The organism is Sphingobium sp. KKT206, from assembly GCF_055640555.1.
Genome location: NZ_CM145764.1, coordinates 547,688 through 566,694, shown reverse-complemented (window position 1 = coordinate 566,694; position 19,007 = coordinate 547,688). Strand labels below are relative to the sequence as shown.

The 19,007-nt window shown below is 58.4% G+C and carries 14 protein-coding genes; 3 read left to right on the top strand and 11 right to left on the bottom strand.

What is annotated here, in order from left to right; genetic code table 11:
• Positions 1–337: 337 nt before the first annotated feature.
• The 3 genes from ACZ2HM_RS02740 to ACZ2HM_RS02730 all read right to left on the bottom strand — a co-directional run bounded on the left by ACZ2HM_RS02740 (position 338) and on the right by ACZ2HM_RS02730 (position 3,476).
• Entirely contained in the window at positions 338–928 is a 591-nt protein-coding gene (locus ACZ2HM_RS02740) for a PIN domain-containing protein (RefSeq protein WP_470426170.1), read from the bottom strand.
• Between the two features lie 12 nt (positions 929–940).
• Complete coding sequence (locus ACZ2HM_RS02735; RefSeq protein WP_470426169.1) at positions 941–1,393, bottom strand: helix-turn-helix domain-containing protein; 453 nt, start codon at positions 1,391–1,393, stop codon at positions 941–943.
• Between the two features lie 994 nt (positions 1,394–2,387).
• Positions 2,388–3,476: an acyltransferase family protein gene (locus ACZ2HM_RS02730; protein WP_470426168.1), complete on the bottom strand. Its 1,089-nt coding sequence runs from the start codon at positions 3,474–3,476 to the stop codon at positions 2,388–2,390.
• A gap of 350 nt (positions 3,477–3,826) precedes the next feature.
• Here ACZ2HM_RS02730 and ACZ2HM_RS02725 point away from each other — a divergent pair, with 350 nt between their 5' ends.
• Complete coding sequence (locus tag ACZ2HM_RS02725) at positions 3,827–4,183, top strand: hypothetical protein (protein WP_470426167.1); 357 nt, start codon at positions 3,827–3,829, stop codon at positions 4,181–4,183.
• Positions 4,184–4,203: 20 nt separating this feature from the next.
• Here ACZ2HM_RS02725 and ACZ2HM_RS02720 read toward each other — a convergent pair whose 3' ends face one another.
• The 8 genes from ACZ2HM_RS02720 to ACZ2HM_RS02685 all read right to left on the bottom strand — a co-directional run bounded on the left by ACZ2HM_RS02720 (position 4,204) and on the right by ACZ2HM_RS02685 (position 17,049).
• A complete protein-coding gene (locus ACZ2HM_RS02720) occupies positions 4,204–5,211 on the bottom strand; it encodes a family 8 glycosyl hydrolase (RefSeq protein WP_096063542.1) in 1,008 nt (335 codons plus the stop codon).
• Positions 5,201–5,650 (bottom strand): cellulose biosynthesis protein BcsD, encoded by a 450-nt coding sequence (gene bcsD, locus ACZ2HM_RS02715; RefSeq protein ID WP_470426166.1) that lies wholly within the window; start codon positions 5,648–5,650, stop codon positions 5,201–5,203. Before bcsD ends, ACZ2HM_RS02720 begins: the two co-directional genes overlap by 11 nt.
• Before the next feature lie 11 nt (positions 5,651–5,661).
• Complete coding sequence (locus tag ACZ2HM_RS02710; protein ID WP_470426165.1) at positions 5,662–9,036, bottom strand: cellulose synthase subunit BcsC-related outer membrane protein; 3,375 nt, start codon at positions 9,034–9,036, stop codon at positions 5,662–5,664.
• The gene (gene bcsA, locus ACZ2HM_RS02705; RefSeq protein ID WP_470426783.1) at positions 9,033–13,346 is read right to left on the bottom strand and encodes a UDP-forming cellulose synthase catalytic subunit; all 4,314 of its coding nucleotides are present in this window, start codon (positions 13,344–13,346) and stop codon (positions 9,033–9,035) included. Before bcsA ends, ACZ2HM_RS02710 begins: the two co-directional genes overlap by 4 nt.
• 44 nt (positions 13,347–13,390) lie before the next feature.
• Positions 13,391–14,107 carry a cellulose synthase operon protein YhjQ/BcsQ gene (locus ACZ2HM_RS02700; protein ID WP_470426164.1) on the bottom strand — a complete coding sequence of 239 codons (717 nt, stop codon included), beginning with the start codon at positions 14,105–14,107 and terminating at the stop codon, positions 13,391–13,393.
• Positions 14,107–14,457 (bottom strand): hypothetical protein, encoded by a 351-nt coding sequence (locus ACZ2HM_RS02695; protein ID WP_333975126.1) that lies wholly within the window; start codon positions 14,455–14,457, stop codon positions 14,107–14,109. Before ACZ2HM_RS02695 ends, ACZ2HM_RS02700 begins: the two co-directional genes overlap by 1 nt.
• Positions 14,458–14,858: 401 nt before the next feature.
• On the bottom strand, positions 14,859–15,461 hold the full coding sequence (locus tag ACZ2HM_RS02690; protein WP_470426163.1) for a response regulator transcription factor: 603 nt from the start codon (positions 15,459–15,461) through the stop codon (positions 14,859–14,861).
• Positions 15,454–17,049 (bottom strand): sensor histidine kinase, encoded by a 1,596-nt coding sequence (locus tag ACZ2HM_RS02685; protein WP_470426162.1) that lies wholly within the window; start codon positions 17,047–17,049, stop codon positions 15,454–15,456. The genes ACZ2HM_RS02690 and ACZ2HM_RS02685 overlap by 8 nt, the downstream gene beginning before the upstream one ends.
• 197 nt (positions 17,050–17,246) lie before the next feature.
• Here ACZ2HM_RS02685 and ACZ2HM_RS02680 point away from each other — a divergent pair, with 197 nt between their 5' ends.
• Entirely contained in the window at positions 17,247–18,335 is a 1,089-nt protein-coding gene (locus ACZ2HM_RS02680; protein WP_470426161.1) for a flagellin N-terminal helical domain-containing protein, read from the top strand.
• A gap of 39 nt (positions 18,336–18,374) precedes the next feature.
• Positions 18,375–18,980 (top strand): PilZ domain-containing protein, encoded by a 606-nt coding sequence (locus tag ACZ2HM_RS02675; protein ID WP_470426160.1) that lies wholly within the window; start codon positions 18,375–18,377, stop codon positions 18,978–18,980.
• The last annotated feature ends 27 nt before the right edge of the window (positions 18,981–19,007 follow it).

Genomic DNA, 19,007 nt, shown 5'->3' with positions numbered 1-19,007 from the left:
TCGGCAAGGACCGCACCCGCTTACCGGTCGCATGATAGATCGCATTGGCGATCGCAGTCGCGGTGCCGAACGGCGGCTTTAGCGATCTAGGCATCCATAAGCCGACCATCCGCTTCCGGCCCAGAGGCGGTCAAGCGACCATGGCTCCCTCGTAAGCCACGAACGTCCGCTGTCGTCAAAAGCGGTCGGTCGAGTGGCGAGCTGGGAACGGCAAGAATGTCCCACAACGCGGCGTTCGCCTGCCGGCAAAACCGACCCATTTCCGCCATCCAACTGTCAATTTTCGATGCTTGGGAGCGGACTGTCAGCAAACCTAGCGGCGCGCTGGGAAAACCCTTCAGATGGAATCGGCGTGGCCACTCAGGATCGAAGCGGTGACGAACAGCCCATGGGCCTCTAGCGACCGTAGGTAATCTTCTGCCGACATTTCGGGACGCTTCAGCCGAACGCGCAGAGCTCGGATCGCTGCCACCGCCTTGCCTTCGTCGAGCGCGATGGTATCGGCAATGAACTCGTCTGCAGTTCGCGCTTCCAAATTTAGGGGTGCGAGAATTCTTGCCGGAAAATCGCTGGTGTTTTCCGTCACGACAGCTTGTGCCTGGGTCTGGACCGCCGCTGTCAGAACGTGCTCGTCCTTGGGATCCGGCAGACCGAATGTCATAGCCGCGACGGATGCATGTGCATCTACCAGAGCTTCGGGGAACGCGCGATGCATGGCATCGACTGATCGGCCCGCTCGCGCGGACGCGCTCTCAATTTTGCGCTCGGTAAAGATCTTGTCCAGCGCAGAACGCGTTTCATCGAGGATGCGCTGCGACCATCGCACACGAAAGAATTCCGCGTCGGCCAAGGTGAGGAGCAGGTCACGCCGCGGAGCGCTGACCAGTGTGCAGGCATCAACCAGTGCGGTGTATCGATTGGCGAACATGGTTGAGTCAGATCAATAGAGGTCTGCGCCGTATGCAATCAGTTCGTCCATCGCCTTCGATCGGATTTTGTCGCGTGCAGTTTTGTAGGCGAATACGTCCTCAGCCTTAAGACGCCGGTGCCGCCCCACCATGCTGTGCGGGATATCGCCCTTCTCGATGAGCTTGATAAGGTACGGGCGCGACATGTTGAGCAGGTCTGCTGCTTGCTGCGTCGTCAGCATCTGCTGGATTGGCACCAGCGTGACGGCATCACCACTACCGATGTGACGTAGCAGTTCTAGAAACAGGTCCGACATCGCCGGAGTCAGTGTGATCTCGACTGGTTTCCTAGTCTTCGGATCGGGCACCCGCAGCTTGGCCGCACCGTCCTTCTGCGAGGCGAGTATCCGGCGAAGCTGGTTAGCGATCTGCCGATCGTCGGCAGAGGGCAACCTGTTGCCAAAAGGCAAGGCATTGGCTGGCAAGGTAATCGGTTTTCTCCGCAGATGGCATTATTCAATAGCGAATATTCGCAATAAACGCAACATGGTTGTGAAACTCGAGTTCCGTGAATGCGGATTTGCGAAACTCCGACCAGATTGCGACGTTAGGTTCTGTCGCCGCAAACGCCGCAATCTGACAAAAGCAGTCATTCCGGCTACTCCAGTCGGCAAGCGCAACCCAGTTTTCGAACTTGGCCTCGGCCCGGTCGCGCTCGCGCTGTGCGGCCCGTCCGGTCCCACCTCGAGGACCCGGATCAACGCCGTTCTTGCGGCGTGTGGCTCAGGACCCTTTGTGGACCCGGGTCTGCGTGCCGCAGGTCTCGAATGAGCTGCGGATCTAGCGGGCGACTTTCAGTCCTCGTAGACGATGCGCGCGCTTGTACGGTCTTGCCGCCTTTCAGGCTTCTGGGCGGATGCCGCGTTTCCATGGTTACATGCGAGACGCGGCATCGTCGTGGGCTCACGGGGCGGTTGAAATCTACCGGCTCCCAGAGCACAGCTCCGCGCGAGAAGGCATTGACCACCGGCTTGCTGGCCGGACCGTCGAGCAGGTCGGCGATGAGATGGTTGGTCGGGCGAATATCCTTTTCCGTCCACTCATCATCGCAATAGGCATAAATCGGCCAGATAGTGGATCGCCGGTCCGCGCCCGAATGCTGCCAGATTGCAATTGGCCCAACTTCTGTCGCTCAGGCGATGCCGGTTTGGCAAAGGCTGGATGGCGGCCACTGACGGTACCCGCCGCTCGAAAGATCGTTCTAAAACGGCGGCTTAGTCCCGAGGCTGTGTAAAAACGCCCGAATATGCTATGGTTCTCTTGCGTTTCGGGAGGTTTGGTATGGGCCGTTTCGTTCAGGGGGAAGACCGCCGGCAGGACTATCTGCTGCCTGCATCGCTCGATGCCCCTGCCCCTACCTTCAAAACCGCGTAAGTGCCTCTAATCAGACAGCTTCCCCGCAGGGGCTGGACGTCTGCTCTAACGGCATGGTGAAGGAATTGGCTCTACCAGGAAGCCGAGCTTTATCATGGCCAATGCTGTGCCTGCCAGCATGCACGCATATGTGAGAAAGCCTGCGATCACCAAGGGCCCTGCCAACTGCATCGGCAACCAGGAATAGGGCAATATGGTTTGAAGCTGGAGGACTCCCACGGCGAATGACATGGCGGTGAGGACGAATGTATGCAGTACGTAAATAGGCAGGGTCGAACGACCGATTGCCGCAAAAGCCCTCGCCCACGTTGAACCGACGTGGACTTTCCCCAACCATTGCAATGCCGCCCATAAGAGGAACGGCGTGGCTATGATCGCCAGTCTATCAATGCCCCACCGCCACGCCACCCCGGTCATGACGGCCGCAACCGTTGATGCAGCCATCAGGTACGTCCATTGAGCGCCTGCAGCGATCGCTATGATCTTCTTCTTCCCTTTGAGGCCGATATAGAACCATAATAAATTTGCTGAAATTGACTGACCGTGCACAATGAACAGGGGCGTACCGAGCATGTCTTCTGTGTCCTGGCCGATCTGACTCGCCATGGCGGAAATGACGATCATCGGCAAAAGCGCATAGACGCTGTTCGCCCCCAATATCCTTTCGAGGATCCAGGCGATCAGATAGAAGACGGGTAAGGCCCAAATATACCACAATATCGTTGGTAGCATGAATGCTCCAAGGATCTGTCCGACATCGGGAAAAGGTAAACCCTCACGTCCTGCAGGCAGCGCTAACTTCAAGCAGTAGATGAAGGTCCAGAGGCAATAAAGAAGATATAGGCCGCCCGTTTTGCTCCACAGGTTTGACAAAGGCCGTTCAATCTTGCTCGCGGCGAGCATTCCGGAAATCATGAAGAATAAAGGCATGCGCAGTGGTCGCATGCCGATCAGAAGGAAATCCCATATTTCGGTTTCATCGACGATGAAATTGCGCAGATACCATTCGACGGTATGTCCCAGGACCACGAGCGCAATGCATACGCCCTTGGCAACATCAATCCACTCGAGGCGCGGACCATTATCTTGCTGTTTCAAGAGCAATATAGTCCCGCCTGCAATATGCTTGTGCATGCACAATTTCGGAGAAATTTTATCAAAGCTGGGCTCCAACCACCTTTGGATGTTCCCATGATATGCACGTCCGCAATGGGCGTCAATCACAGAGAAAATATCTCGGTGAATGAACGATTAGGAAATCCTTGAGACAGGGGTCGATAGCATAAGCCGCATCGGTGGCCACGAGCCAATTAGCCTTCGCAGATCGCCCGGCAGAACGTGGGAATTACAGCTTGTCTGCCATTTCTGGTCAGGCCTTCCATCTGTCTTCTTTGGGTGAACGCAAAAGTTACCCTGTCTGTTCATTGATCACTATTGATTATCACCAATGTTTGAAGAGGATGTGGTGACAGGAAAGCTAAATAATGGACGACTTACCCTCTAACGAACGCCGCCAACAGCCGCGCTCGGCCACCGATGTCGACTGCCTCATTTGGTGGGACGGAAAATGCGAAGCTGCAACAATCAAGAATATCTCAATCTATGGTGCACAGCTTAGCGGCAGCTGTTTTCCACCGATCGGAACGCCTATGACGCTGGTGGCAGAGGGTTTGGAACTGTGCGCGAGAGTAATTTGGCTGGGGCGCGAAAAGTGCGGTGTACTGCTTGAGCAGCGGGTCGATCCAGTAACGTTCATCCGGACGCATGCCATTCGACCGATGACATCGCGTAGCGCACCACCTGTTACTATCACCCGCATAATGCCGGATCGCTATGCATAAATGAATAGCGTTACTTTAAATCAGGGAAGGAAGCGCGCGAGCATCTGCAACACTGCAGCATAATAGTCTGCGCTTAAGTCCAACGGCTCCTGCAGCCCGAGCGTGCGACTTGCAACAGCCATGCCACCCGATGACAATGCATAAGGTGCCTCCTCACCTGACTCGACGTCAATCCATGCCGGGATCGGCTTGCCTTTGCCGACATAAGCTTGCCAAAAGTTCGCGACAGGTGCCAGCAAGCTGGTGCGCCTGCCCGATTTTGCATAAAGAGGCACGCGGATGGCATCAAATCCAAACCGCGCTGGACGTCCAGAAGCGGGCGACACGATGGCAGGCCCGCTAATATCTATCCAGTCGGTCGGTAGGTGCAATGGCCCAAAACGTGAAGCACTGGCGATCGCTTCACTGTCAGCGATGACTTTACCCCATACAGCATCGCCATCCAACAGGCGAAAGGCATCGAGCGCGGGCCAAATAAAATAGGCGGGATTAAGTGTAACCGCGTCAGGCTTCACGAACCCTTGTACCCCGGGCAACAGCAGCGATCTGCCATAACGTTCGAGAACAAGGCTCGACCTTATCGCACGCCGGATCTCAGCCGAGCGCGACGCGTAGGAAGGGTTCTTCCATTTGCGTGCGGCGTCGGCCAAAGCCCAGGCAATAAAAATATCACCGTCCGAAGCATTATTCTGATCACCTACGGGATTTGGCTGGCGCGGATCATATCGCCACGCATAAAGCCCGGTATCGCGATTTGCCAGATTAGCCTCGGACCAGCGAAAAATGGTGTCAAACGCAGCTTGATCCCCTCCCCGCAGTGCCAGAGCCATGCCATAGCCCTGTCCTTCACTATGGCTGATCCCGCCATTGCCGTTATCGATGATCCGTCCCGAGGGATCGAGAAATGCAGCCTTGAAATTTGGCCAACTGATAGCGCCCGCCACGATTTTGCTGCCCCCCGCCTGGGCGCAGCCAGCCGTGGCCGCGAACAAAAGGCTCAGGCAGGCGGTGCGTCGATCAACGCCCATGACGCAACTCGATTTGGCCTTCATGCGTGTGAACTATCCAAGTCTTTAGTTGCGGGCCACTGCCCAAAGTACGGAACCACCCATCATAAGCGCCTTCGAGGATAGCGTTTTTGACGTCTGGCCAATGACCTTCGAGATCGCCTTCCAATGCGTGGGGCATACCATGATGATGAACGATAATGCCTTCATCATCCATCGATAACGACGCTTCTCCCCAATGCATAGCGTGCCAGACCCGATTAATCCGTTGCGTCAACGCGTCAAGGTCAGAGATATCCTCCACTGGAGCGAGGGACGCGATCCTTTTTCCCACAGCAACATAAAAGCCTCGCGCTTGCGCTGCCGTCGCACTCTTGAAAATCTCGCTGGCCGTCAATGCGGTCAGGAGAGACAGTCCAGCCACATCGGGCGCATGCGGCGCTGCGATTGGCGTTTCCATGAAGTCCTCTCTCATTTTGCGCCCCCTAATGACTGTCTGATGCCGATCAACGATTTGAACTCGTCATATGTCCCGAACGTGTTGATCCCAATCTCGCCCCCAACACGCGTGCCAGGAGACACGCGGTAATAGATTGATCCATCTGCAGAGAGAGCAAAGCCGGTCTTGCTGATGCTATCATAGAAGGATCGGACGTCGCTATTTCGAGCCTTCAAGCTGTCGAGAAGACCCTGACCGGACGGATCGGTGGGATAGAGCGCCACCTGGTCCTGGCTAAAGGATTGATAGCCCGGCGCGGCATTGGCGCGGATCTGCAGCTTGTCCTTTTCATAGCTGTAGCGGACCGGGAAGCTGACGCTGAGAAAGCTTTGCGGGCTGAAATAGCCGCCATGACCAAAGGTGAAGAAATTCTGGTTATTGTCGAAGCTTTGATAGTTGACGTTCACGCCCCCGGTCAGCACCGAATGATCGCCTCGATAGAAAGGCATATAGCCGCCCAGATTGACCTGCACCCCGCTGTTGCGGCGCACATTCGTCCCGTCATAGCGACTATAGGCGGCATCGCCATAAACCCCCGCTCCCTCACGATCATAGGAGAAGGACAGTCCGCCGCCCGTCCGCATCACCTGCCCCCACAATTGCCCCGTTACCGGATCGCGCGTACCGGCATAGGATATGACGCTGTCAGTCACAGCTTTGCTTTCTGCCCATAGTCTTGCCGTGGCGTTAGGCGAGAAACGCGGACTGATGGCGGCGCGCCAGGTCACTTCTGTATCTTCAAAACCAAGCGGAGTGACGCCCACCTCAAGTTGCAGGATCGGGCTCGTGTAGCTGGCCGAGATCGCAACGCCCGAAGCATGCTGCGTCGCAGCCTGCGTCAGGGAAGCTTCCTCTTCATCGACGATAGCCTGTGCCTCGGCCGTGCCGTTGCGACCAAAGCGCGCGAGTGCCGACCCGGTTGGACGCCCGCTGTCGAGTACGACCGCATCGACCTTTGCTCCAATGCGGCCATTGCCAAGCCCTGTCGAAATTTCGGCCGAACCGGTAACCTCCTTGAGCGCGCTCAGTCCGGTTTCGCCCGACCGCTCGCGATAGCCGGTCTGGACATCGGCCCGCGGTCCCGAACGCCGTGTCAAAGCATTGATGTCGGTCTGGATGGAGGCCAGAACCGGATCGCTGCTCACCATGCCATAGCTGTCGACTGATGGGCTGCGGCTCTCTTGGGCCCCGGAACCTTGCCATGCCTGTCCGGGAAAGGCTGTCGGGGGACTAGCGGTGACTTGATAGGGAACAGGCTGCTGTCCTGTATTGTTCGCGCTCTCGTACGCCTGATCGCGATAGAGGGGCGCAGGCGTCGGCACGGCGATCGGCATACGCGCACCCCCTTGAAGAGCGAAGGGATTGATGGTCGGCGCAGCGGCTGCGGGCGCTTGATTGCGGAACGGATTATTGCCCTGCATGTTTGCCGCAAAGGGGTTGGCTGATGTCAGTTGGCCACTACCGCTGTTGGATTGGCGCGCATATATCTCCCTGGCGCGCTTGAGATATTTGACGGCGGCCCCCTCATCGCCGCGGGCCTGTTCCATTCGGGCTGCGGCCATGTAGATTTCATGATCATCGGGTGCAACCTTGATCGCCCGGTCTATCGTCTGCCGTGCCAGCCCCTTATCGCCCGCCGCACCGGCGGTCTCGATGAGGCCGATGAGCGCGCCCTTATTGTCGGGCGACTGTGCCAAAATCAGCTGATATGTCTGCGCTGCCTGCACATGCAAGCCGCCTGACTGGTATAAGCGCGCGAGCGCGGCAAGCACTTCCTGATTGCCAGGCGCAGCGTTCCAGGCTGCCTGCAACTGATCGAAGGCAGGCGCATATTGGCCGGCCATACGCAACCTGTCGGCCTGCGAAGCGGCCATAATGCCGTTCAGGCGCGCAACCGTGCGTTGCCCATCCACAGAAGACCCCGCCATCTGCGTTGCGCGCTGCACAGCCGCATTGGCAAAGCCGTCACGCCCGGTCTTGGCGAGCACGCGCACAATAGGTTCATAGCCTTCGGCGCTGCCGATCTCACCCGCCATCGCTTGCTGCGCCAGTGACGCCGCCGCTTCGCCGTCGCCCAGTTCATATAGGGCATCGGCGATCGCAGCTTGCTTGACGGCAGGCATACCCGGCGTCGCGCCCAATTGCCGCAGCACCGCCAGTGCTTCGCCTTGCTGCCCTTGGCTCGCCATCGCCTTGGCACGCTCGATGGCGCTGTCGGTTTTCAGGCCGATCGCGAAGTTGCGCATCTGGACGCTACGCTGCGCTTGCGGAATACGCCCGATGAGCTTGTCGGCTGCTGCCAGACGGCCCAGATCCGCATTGATCAGCGCGGCTGCGTAAAGCGAATCTGGGGTTGCCAGGTTGGTGAGCGAATTGATCTGGGACTCGGTTTCTGGCAGCCGCCCCTTGGAGATCAGATAGCGTGCAAATTCGTACCGGATCCACGGATCATTTTGATCCAGCAATAAGCCCGCTTGAAATTCCTGCTCGGCCCTGAAGTCGTCCCCCTGAGCGGCCGCCTGAAGGGCCCGATCGCGCGCTGCCCGGCTGCGCAAACGATTGCCACCCTCGGGGCTGCCTTCGCTAGCCTGACGATAAATATCGGCAGCATCGGCATAACGGCCCTGCCGTTCATAAATCTCCGCCAGAAGCTCAAGCGCGGGACCACGCTGGGCAAAGCCCGATCGGGCGAGACCCTCTGCCTGGGCCTGGGATTGGTCGATCCGGCCATCAGCCAGCAACGCGCGGGCATCTGCCAGCCCTCCATAGAATTGAGCCGACGCCAGCGCCTCGCTCCATTTGGCCGGCCCGCCCAGTCGCGTGGCCTGATTGAGCAAATCTCGCGCTTCACCAAAACGCCCCTGGCGCAAACGCACCAGTCCAAGACCCCCTTGTGCATCCGCGTCGCCGCGATTGCGGGAAATCGCGCGCGTGAACAGCTCCTCGGCTTCATCCAGTTGATTATCATCGAGCGCTCGAAATCCCGCTGCGCGGGCGTCATTCCCGGTCCGCGCTGGTTGCGCGACGCGTGGCGTCGGCTGCGCTGGCTGCGGCGTAGCAGCAGGCCGGGCGACAATGGCGGGCGTTGGAGCCGCAGGCTTGGCATTTGTGCGGGCACCCTGACCAGCCAGACCACGACGCGCTTCCCCATTGGTAGGATCGAGGATCAGTGCCCGGCGGAAGGCTTGGTTTGCCAGATCCTGCCGTCCCTTCGACTGCCAATATTGTCCCTGCTGGATCAGCGTAGACACACCGGGCACCTCGGCCTGTGCCCTCGTCGGAACGATGGTTGTGGCCATTGCTGCGGTCAAAAGCAGTCGCAGGGAAAGAATTTTGCCCTTGGTCATTCCGCGTCACCTTCGCCCAAGCGCCGTTTTGCCTGGCGACTGAAATAGAGATAGGCAGGCCCGGCCAGCAGGACCGCAATGAGCAGCCCGGCCATGGCCATCAACAGCGGCCGCTGGCTGAACCAATAGGCAATCTTCATCCAGAACGGCATGGAGCCGACCCAATAGCCAGAGCCAACGGCAAAGCTGTTCATGCCATCGCCGCTGGCAACGGATAGGTCACCCTGGATCTGGGCATTGATCTTGGGCTCGGCCATCCCCCCCACCAGTTGCGGCAAGGCGCGCGGATCATCCGCGAGCAGCGCAACGACGCTGCGTCCCTTTTCGAAAGGCGACTCAAATCCGACAATGCCCTGGAAGCCGTTGGCGGCGTACAGCGCCTGTTCGACATCGTCCTGGCTTGCGCGGCTATAGGGGGACATCATGCCAAAGACGCGATCAACAGGCGTGCGTTCCTTTACCTGCAACTGGCCGTTTTGAAAATGAACGGGCGCGTCGCCGAACAACTGGGCCGATGCCGCAACGCTGCTGGCACCGATCACCAAGATGTCCTTGCCACTCAGCCGCGAAGGATCGATCGTACTGGCCACTGTGACCCCGGTGGTGGGCGCGCCGGTCGAATCGCCAAAGCGCCCCATCAACGTCAAAAATGCTTCAATCGCGCCCGGCGTTGCCCTTTGCCCCACAAGCACGGTCGTTTCCGTCAGGTCAGGACGTATGGTGAACGGATAGCCTGCACCGGCAAAGGTCGCGAGGTCCGGCATTTGCAGGGCATGATAGGCGTGGGTCAGATCTATCATACTGGTGGGTTCGATGCTGACCCGAACATTGTCCGGCAACGTGCCTTCACACCGCTTCTTGTCGGCGATGATCAGATTATAATCGAAGGTCAGCTCATTCTGGCCGAACAAATTGTAGCGGGGGAGCACAACGGAGGCTCTGCCGTCCTGCGACGATGCCCCTCTGCTACCAAACAACTGGTACCACCAGCCCGCGCCTGACAAGGGCAACGTGCGAAGATACTGATTGTTGATCGACACATCGAGGCGCGATGCCCGCTTGTCGAGCCAGGGCGCTGAAGGGTAGCGATAGTGCAGGTTGAGCGTGCCGCCGCTCCGCGGCCAGAAGAAGAGGTCGGGCGCGACGCGAAAGCGGGCACTGAGCGGGCCAGGCGGAAGCCCCATGCCCTGAAGGGCGTAGGCGTCCATCATTTCGCCAAGGCGGACGGGCCGATCCGTTTGCAGCCAGCGGGGCGCAGCATAGCGGGCATAGGTGGGAATGCGCACACCATCAAAGGCCATGCGCGATCCGCCCAACACGCCTCGCCCTGCTGCGATCGCCCCTGCGGCGAGCTTGAGTTCCTGATCGCTGCGCCCCATGACGACGAGCAATTCGCCAAAGCCATCGCGGGGATTGCGAACGACGCTGACCGACGGACCGGTCACGGCCATCGTCAGACCCGCAAGCGGCCTGCCCGCCTTGAGGAACACAATGGCATTGCCCTGCGGGATCTGATTGTAGAGCGGCTTGAACGAAAAGCCGCGATAGCTCGCCAGACTACCGAACCAGGACGCCATGCTTGCCGCCGCCTCCAATTCGCCGTTGCCTGGTTGACCCGCGAACACGAAAGGCAGGCGTAGCGGCCGGTTATCATTCTTGTCGAAGAAAGGCCCCGGCAGACGCGCGAGATCGGGACCAAGCGGCAGGGTCTGGACGGTCATGTCGAACCAGGACCGCACATTGCTGATGTTTGCCCATAGAGAGCTGTGGAAAGGATCTTCGCAATCGCGCGCATAATGGCCGATCAGACGAAGGTTCAACCTGTTGTCGCCCGGCAGGAACAGCGCCGGATTAACAGGAATGACAAGATTTTGACCGGCAGCCTCCGTTGGGCGCAGGGCAATGGTCTGCACCACCTCGCCATTGAGCAGCACGACCAATTGGCTGAGGTCACCCAGCAACGCTGGCGACCAGGCGAAATTGAGAGTGAGATTGGCCTGGGTCACAACGTCGTTGCGCCGGACCCCGAAGGGAATACCAATCTCACCGCGCGTACCGGCCAGACGAATGGGTGATTTGACCTGCAGGTCGCGGAAGGTCAGCCGCTCGCGTCGTGCGCCTGCGCTCTGAGCCAACGCCGCAGTGGTGGCGACGGGAGACTGGGCTTGAGCGCGTTCTGAGAAGCCGGCCGGTAAAAGCGCCAGCATGACGGCGACCGCCGCTATGGCCTGCTTGCCCTTGGAGGGCGCTGGCACCTGTGCCTGACGGAGCGCTCGACGCTCGCTGCGGTTGAGTCGGAACAAGCGTTTGAGCGTTGTGTAATCCACCACGATAATGTCCCAAAGTGAGCGTAAACCCGATACCGGCGCACGCGGCGCTGCGGGTTGCCAGGCGTCGGCGCGGCCAAGGACGGCGCGAACCAGTTGGCGCGAAAGCGTCATGTCGAGCGGCTGGAAGCGCAGATAGGCCTGCCCGCCTACGATCCTGATGGTCTCAACCGGAATAGTCAGCTTCTCATCACCCATGGGCAAGGACACATGGGTTATCGTGCGGCCAGCCAGCGTGAAATCTGACGGGACCAAGATCCCGGCCCCACCCATGGAAATGTCCGTGGTGCAGGCATCGATAACATAGCCGTCCTGCATATAGATCGTGACCGGAAGCTGTGCGCCGATGCGAATATGCTCGCGCGACTGCCTGGTTTCGCGCGCTACCGACACCGCTGCCAAGAGAATGATGACGCTGAACAGCGCCCATGCTGCGTTGAGCAACAACGTATCGGTCTGAATGTTGAACAGATGCGAAAAGAATATTCGCTTCACCACGGCGAGCGCGACACCGAACAGGATCAATCCAATGCAGATCAGATGTGGCTTGACCGTCCCAAGATCGAAATAGGTGCGGTCAAGCAAGCTGCCTTTATCGGTGACGTTGAACTTGCCTTTGCGCGGCTGAAATAGCGTCAGGACGGTTGGTGATACGAGATGGAAAGCAAGGATCGTCTCATAGATCTCACCCCACAGCGGTCGGCGGTCGCCACCCTGGGCTCGCGTACCTGATACCATCGAGCAATAGAGATGTGGCAAAGCATAAGCGAAGATCAGCGAAGCCGAAGCATGAATGATGTTCTGGCCAAAGATCAGATAGGCCAGTGGTGATGTCAGGAACACGATCCGGGGCAGCGGAAACTGAAAGTGCAGCATCGCATTGAGATAGCAAAGCCGCTGCTGCCAGTTCAGCCCGCGTCCCAACAAGGGATTGTCGATCCGCAGAATCTGCGTCATCCCGCGCGCCCAGCGAATGCGCTGGCCGATATGCAAAACGAGCCGCTCGGTCGCGAGCCCGGCCGAAAGACGGGCGCCAATATAGGCGGTGTTCCAGCCCATCCGCTGCAGTTTGAGCGCGGTATGGGCGTCTTCGGTAACGGTCTCGCCCGCAAAACCGTTGGTCTGCGCCAATGCCTCCCGACGAATGACCGCGCAGGAGCCGCAGAAGAAGGTCGCGTTCCACAGGTCGTTGCCGGCCTGCACCGCGCCGTAAAACAGGTCACCTTCACCAGGCAGGTCGCGCACCGTGCCAAGATTACGCTGGGCTGGATCGGGAGAGTAGAAATGGTGCGGGGTCTGGAGCATCGCCAGCTTGGCGTCCTGCTGGAACCAGCCCACCGTCATCTGAAGAAAGGCGCGGGTCGGCACATGGTCGCAGTCGAAAATGGCGATCAGGCTGCCTTCGGTCTTCTTCATCGCGGCGTTCAGATTGCCGGCCTTGGCATGAAGATTGTCGGCGCGCGTGAGATAGCCGCAGCCTGCCTGCCGCGCAAAGGCGCGAAATTCCGGTCGACGTCCGTCGTCGAGGATGAACACCCGAAACCTGTCTGCCGGATAATCCATGTCCATCGCTGCGAACACAGTGTTGCTGACGATCTCCAGGCTTTCATTATAGGTCGGGATATAAACATCGACGATTGGCCATTGCTCAGGCTCGCCCTGAATTTCCACCACCGGTCGATCGAGCGGCCAGCCGGTCTGGAGAAACCCCAAAATGAGAATGACCCAGGCATAAAGTTCGGCCAGATAGAGGCCGCTACCCAGCAGGAATTCGGGAACCGAGCCGAATTCCAGCGTCTGGGTTGTACGCCAGAACATATAACGGGATGAAACCAAAACCGACAATATCGCCAGGGTCAGGTTCGCCTTACGCGTGTTCTTGCGCCCGATGATGATGGCACCCATTATGGTGATGCCAGCGCAAATCCATTGTGGCCCAAGGTCAAGCGGCACACCCACAAAGAGAATGCTCAAAAGGGTCACGCTCAGGATGAAGGCCCATTTTGCGATGCCAGACCCAAGCGCCCTCACGGCTGATCCCCATCGGTCTGAACCAAGCCACAACGCGCTTCGACGGCCAATGCCAACATCTTCAAATCGGTGAGAGCCGCACTCGCCGGAGCGAACTTGGCGGTCGGCTCGAACATAGCCGCCGCCTCGTTGACGCCTTCATCACGCCGGACGGTGCCAATGAGTTTGTCTCCAAACAGCTCTCGAATGAAGACATGGCTGTGGCGCGAGAGGCGATGGGTATCGTCAAGCTGGTTCAGAACGAAGACAGTGCGCGGCAACTCGATCGTCGGCGTTCCTGGCTGTACCTTGGTGAGGGCAGCGAGAGAACCGGGGCGTGGCAGCAAGGTGCAGATGTGCAACATCGCGTGGGGCAGCAAAAGCTCTTTGGTTTCGCGATCGCCAGCAGCAACGTCGGCGATGAACAGCTTCTCGCTCTCAAAGGGCGAGTGTCCAGGCCGAGCCAATAGCTCGCGAAAATGCGGATCCCTGCTCAGGCTATGGGCACTGAGCAACTCCACGCCGGAAACGACCATCGATTGGCTGGTCGCCTGCCCCATTTCCATCAACGGCTGTGTTGGCAGCAGTCCGAAGAAAAGCTTGAGTGCATCCTGATAGGTAAAATCAACGGCTGTGACATCATGCCCCTGCCCGGCTAGGGCGATGGCGAGTTGGGCCGCTATGAAGCTGGTGCCCACGCCGCCCTTTGGCGAATGGCATAGGATCAATGCCATCAGTCTTGCCGATCTGCTTTGTTGGCCGAAAGACCGGCCAGAAAATTGCGTACATCGACAGACGGACGCTGATCGCGGCCGCCTTGAGCTGGTGCATAAGCACCAAATATGCCTGCTGTTCCTGTACCTGGTGGCGACGGCGTTGCAGCGCGCTGTCGCGCATCTGTAATGATATTGCTGTCGTCGCGCGTATCGAGTGGCGAAAGCCGCCTGCCCACCACGCGTTCATCCTTCAACAACGCCTCGAAAATAGGCCATAATTCCATGTCGGCAAAGGAGTCGCTAAACTCTCTATAACGAAAGTCCGTGCGCCCCAGCCGGGCCAGGAGAGTTTCAGCATCCGATCGCATAAACATATCCCCATGTTCCGCAGCGGCAAAGATAGGGTTTAATGGTTAACGAGATGTTTAAAAAAGCAGGGGTGCCGATGAGATCGATGAAGTGAGCTCAAAAGACGATGACGCCTGAACCGGCTCTCGTGCAGAAATTCAAACTATAGATTGGCGTAACACCAAAATCATGCAACATAGGCATATCTCATCTATGCTCGCCTGATAAGATTATCTACAGGTCGAGGGAGATTGGGGATTATCGATTGCGTTGAATTCGCCATTATGTCTAGGTCGCGCGGCCTACTGTGCGAATGAGCAGGTGACGTCACGCGTTGCGCCACGGCGCAACTGCAGTCTGAATGACAGATCCTACAGCTCGTTATCGCGCGATCTCTTGCGCCCGCGTGCTGTCCCTTTCCCTATGCGCCTTGAGTAGCTCTGAACAAAGCAATGAGCGCTGCGGGACTGGCAGCTCCGGTTTTCATAATGATCGCAGCCCGATGATCCTCAATCGTTTTAGGGCTAAGGCCCAGCGTGGAGGCAACCAACTTGTTACTCATTCCCTCGCCTAGGCAGGCAAAGACTTCGCGCTCACGCGGTGTCAGCATGCCGATACGCCCAAGCGCGTCGCGTCGTTTCAAGCTCCAGCCCACCCCCTCGGCTACAGCTGCAGCCAAGCGCACTTCGTCAAGTGGCTTCTCAAGATAGTCCAGGCCGCCATAGAGCCGAACGGCATCAACCGCGTTCGCCGTTGATGGCCAAGCCGTCATGAAGATGATGGCGATTGCTGGATCCTGTGCCCGGACCTGTTCAGCAAAGGCAAATCCGTCCTGCTCTGCCATCATGATGTCTGTCACCAAGCAGTGGGCCTGTTCGACGCTCTGATGGTTCATCATATCAACCGGATTATCAAACGCGGTAGCTCTGTGGCCAAGGCGGGTCAGCAGGCGGGCGACAGCCCGTCCCAGATCATGATCATCGTCAACAACATGGACTATAGTGACAGGGCCTGGCTCAGCCATGAGACATCATTTCGAACGGCAGCTGGACCGTATGCCGCACCTTGTCGCTGTCCTTTTCGCGTACCAAGTCGCCACCGTGGGCATTGGCTATCGCTCTGGCAACCATAAGACCAATGCCCATGCCGCCCGGGTCCCGACCCGGCTGGACGAGCCTGTTTTCCACCGCAATGGCGACCTCCCCCTTGGCACATGTCACGCAAATGCTGATACTCGTTCCAGGAGAGGCTGCGATAGCATTGCGCAACAGATTGATCAGTATCTGCATGAGTTCGATTTCGTGTCCCATCACGACAAGCTGGCTGTCCACTCGTTCCAGCCTGATCTGACACTGTTTGTCCAGCGCTTCGCGTTCGAGAATGGTGACACAGTCGCGCAGAAGCTGCGCCACCGAAATGGTCGACGGCTCATCAACGCTTCTCCCGCCAAAGCTTCGCAAGCGGCGGACCATATCTGCAATCAATGCCGTCTTGCGATGAATCAGTTCAATACTTTGGGCCATGTCGGCGCGGTCCCAGTCACCGTCATTGGCCAGTTTCGACAAATGTCGCGTCTCAATCGCCAGGGTCGATAAGGGTTGACTGATTTCATGAATGATGGCCACCGACATGGCACGCAGGGTCTTGAGGCGCTCAGCCTGGAACAACATGCGATCGCGCCGTCCAATATCCCTTCGTGCGGTGAGTTGCGCTTCGGCAAAGCTGCCGGCCAGATAGGCTGCTATGGCCATAGCAGCGAGGGTCATATGGAGTGCCAGCCTGGTGGAAACAGATTGCACGGCAGCAGACCAGGGAAGGATGATGGCTGCCGACACAATGATGGCCGCCCAGGCGCCATGGCGTCCACATCTGATCCCGGCCCATATGGCGGCGATCAGCGCCGGCATGACAGCGATCTGAGGCTGGACCGACGCTAGCCCTGCCGCCAGGAGCCATCCAGCGAGAAAAATGATCGCGGCTTCAATCGCGCGGGTCCCGCTCAATATCCCCAGACCCCAGCGGTCTGAGGGGGCAAACAGCCATAGCAGCGCTGGCGCCAGCAGCAGGACGCCCAGAAGATCACCGATCAGGAAGGCAGCGATCATTGTTGCAAAAGGTTGCGTGGAAAGGTCGGTCGATAAGCCTGGCCATATCCATTCCCACAGGCCGGCCACGAATGCGGCCAAGGTCGGCGAAAGCACCGTAGCCAGGCCAAAAGGCATTGGGGCGATTGCCAGTTCCGACCGACCCTTGGCTTCAATGAAGCGGACCAGGGCCACCATCGCTCCGTAGGCCAGAGGGGCGCGAGCAACACCACCCAGATGGTTCAGGAACTCAGGATGATGAAGTTCCACCGTGCCTGTCGCGACCTGGACAAGGCATTCCTCGATCATGATCAGGGGCGTAAATCGTGCACCCACACGCCACAACAGCGCAAATCGGACGCCGGCTGCGGGAAACCAGAGACTGAAGAAATGCGCGCCGCCCCACGGGCTCGCCGCCATATGCGCGGCTTTGAACGCAAGCGGATAGATGAGAAGCATCAACCAGGTCTCGCCGCGAACATGGCTGACCCGTTCGATAAGATGCTGATGAATGGCCCATATCTGCATTGGGCAGCTTCTATCGCCTGGGGCCACACAGCCAAGCCGGAATTTTCCCTGGCCTTTGCATCCAGTCCGGGATTTGCCCGGATAGGCTTGGCGCCGCTGCGGCGGCATCACGCTCTGATCGGACCCCAATAGGCTCCGATGTCCGGGCGGCGCTATGCGACCCGTGCCGCCCGGATTATAGCCAAGGAGACAAGTCGATGACCGTCATTGGGACGAACAGCGCCGCTTTGCGCGCGCAGCGCGCCATAGAGTCCGCCAACACCGCGCTGGGGCAGGCGAGCGAGCGTCTTTCGACGGGCAAGCGCATCAATTCTGCCAAGGACGATGCTGCAGGTCTTGCCATTGTGACCGGCATGACCAGCCAGATCAGGGGAATGGAGGTAGGTCAGCGCAATGCGTTGGACGGCATTTCGCTGGCTCAGACGGCTGAATCCACGCTCGCACAGGTCGAAGCAAGCTTGCAAAGGCTGCGGGAACTCGCGCTCTTAGGGGCCAACGGCACCAATAATGCCAATGATCGCGCCGCACTTCAGGCCGAATTTGTACAAACGGTCGCCCAGATCGATGATTTGTTGGAAACGGCCCAATTTAACGGGACCAAGCTTTTTTCAGATACCTCCAATGGCATTTTGGCCATCGATCATAATCGCGATGGCGATCTGCGCGATACGGCGGTCTACCATGTGGGTCAGGATGAGACGGTCCACCGTGCAGGTGGCAAGTCAATCAAGATACAAACCGGGGCAAATGCGACTGACGTCGTGATGCTCGCACTGCCGACGCTCCGGAGCAGCGAAGATCAATTCACGCTGCTCGGCACTGAAACGGCCGTCGGTGGCACGATGCGCTTTGTCGGAATCGCCAATATCGATCTTACGCTTGATGCCGATGTCGATGTTGCCCGGACCTGCGACTATGATAGTGGCGGGGTTCACGCCTGGGGTGATCCTTCAGGCTATGTGCAATACACCGATTCCGACTATAAGAGCTATGCCGATATCGGCGTCACGGCCGCCCATGGGCTCGATGTGATCGATGCGGCGATCGAGCAGATTTCCAACGGTCGCGTCGCACTTGGTGCCATGCAGCGGCGCCTTGAATCTGTTTCCGCGCATATGCAGAATGGGATGATCAATCTAACCGAGGCGCGATCCCGCATTGAGGATGCGGATTTTTCAGCCGAGACAACCAATCTCGCCAAGAACCAGATCCTTTCCCAGGCGTCGACCGCCATGCTCGCGCAGGCCAATGCCAGTCAACGTGACGTGCTCAAGCTCATCGAATGAGGATGGTAGCGGTAGACGCTGGTGAGGAATGATGAAGCTATGCTGGTAAATCGCGGCGTGTCGCTGCTCCACATTGGCAGCGTTCAAACTGATCATGCGCAAGCTCTATGCATCGTGCGCAAATTGTCGACCAGTCATGTCATGATCGCGAGCCGTCTTTTGCTTGAGCCAGGCATGATCGTTCGCATAGGTTTACGAGGAAATTATCTTCTACCAGGTCAGGTGGGGAACATTGCTGGCCCTCTCATTCCTGTCTTGTTCGATCGTCCCGTCAATCCGTCGGATGTGGTCGAAGCGGGCAAACGCGCCCATGGCGGACAGGAGTCGGTTCGGTTGCAATTGGAAAGACCCGTGCAGATTCTCGGCCCCCGCGCGACCCATTTGTGCCTGAGTGTTGATATATCGCTTGGCGGGATGAAAATCCGCGGTGTTGCGCCATGGCTTCATATCGGGGATCTGCTGCTCGTCGAGTTGCAGGGACTAGGTCGCCGGGAAGCCCGACTGGCCTGGATCAGAGACAATGAGGCCGGCCTTCATTTCAGTCACACCCTGGGATATGATGAGCTTGATCAATGGCTTCAAAATAGCCAGACGCATGTGGGGATAGCAGCTACGACCAGGCCACAGGCCTTGCCGAATGGATAGGACGCGTAAATCGCTGAGCATCTCCAG

Excerpts from the sequence above, each read along its gene's own strand:
- ACZ2HM_RS02690 (WP_470426163.1), bottom strand. The coding sequence starts at position 15,461 with ATGGCTGAGCCAGGCCCTGTCACTATAGTCCATGTTGTTGACGATGAT.
- ACZ2HM_RS02680 (WP_470426161.1), top strand. The coding sequence starts at position 17,247 with ATGACCGTCATTGGGACGAACAGCGCCGCTTTGCGCGCGCAGCGCGCC.
- ACZ2HM_RS02695 (WP_333975126.1), bottom strand. The coding sequence starts at position 14,457 with ATGCGATCGGATGCTGAAACTCTCCTGGCCCGGCTGGGGCGCACGGAC.
- ACZ2HM_RS02740 (WP_470426170.1), bottom strand. The coding sequence starts at position 928 with ATGTTCGCCAATCGATACACCGCACTGGTTGATGCCTGCACACTGGTC.
- ACZ2HM_RS02710 (WP_470426165.1), bottom strand. The coding sequence starts at position 9,036 with ATGACCAAGGGCAAAATTCTTTCCCTGCGACTGCTTTTGACCGCAGCA.
- ACZ2HM_RS02720 (WP_096063542.1), bottom strand. The coding sequence starts at position 5,211 with ATGGGCGTTGATCGACGCACCGCCTGCCTGAGCCTTTTGTTCGCGGCC.
- bcsD (WP_470426166.1), bottom strand. The coding sequence starts at position 5,650 with ATGGAAACGCCAATCGCAGCGCCGCATGCGCCCGATGTGGCTGGACTG.
- ACZ2HM_RS02675 (WP_470426160.1), top strand. The coding sequence starts at position 18,375 with ATGCTGGTAAATCGCGGCGTGTCGCTGCTCCACATTGGCAGCGTTCAA.
- ACZ2HM_RS02685 (WP_470426162.1), bottom strand. The coding sequence starts at position 17,049 with ATGCAGATATGGGCCATTCATCAGCATCTTATCGAACGGGTCAGCCAT.
- ACZ2HM_RS02725 (WP_470426167.1), top strand. The coding sequence starts at position 3,827 with ATGGACGACTTACCCTCTAACGAACGCCGCCAACAGCCGCGCTCGGCC.
- ACZ2HM_RS02730 (WP_470426168.1), bottom strand. The coding sequence starts at position 3,476 with ATGCACAAGCATATTGCAGGCGGGACTATATTGCTCTTGAAACAGCAA.
- ACZ2HM_RS02700 (WP_470426164.1), bottom strand. The coding sequence starts at position 14,107 with ATGGCATTGATCCTATGCCATTCGCCAAAGGGCGGCGTGGGCACCAGC.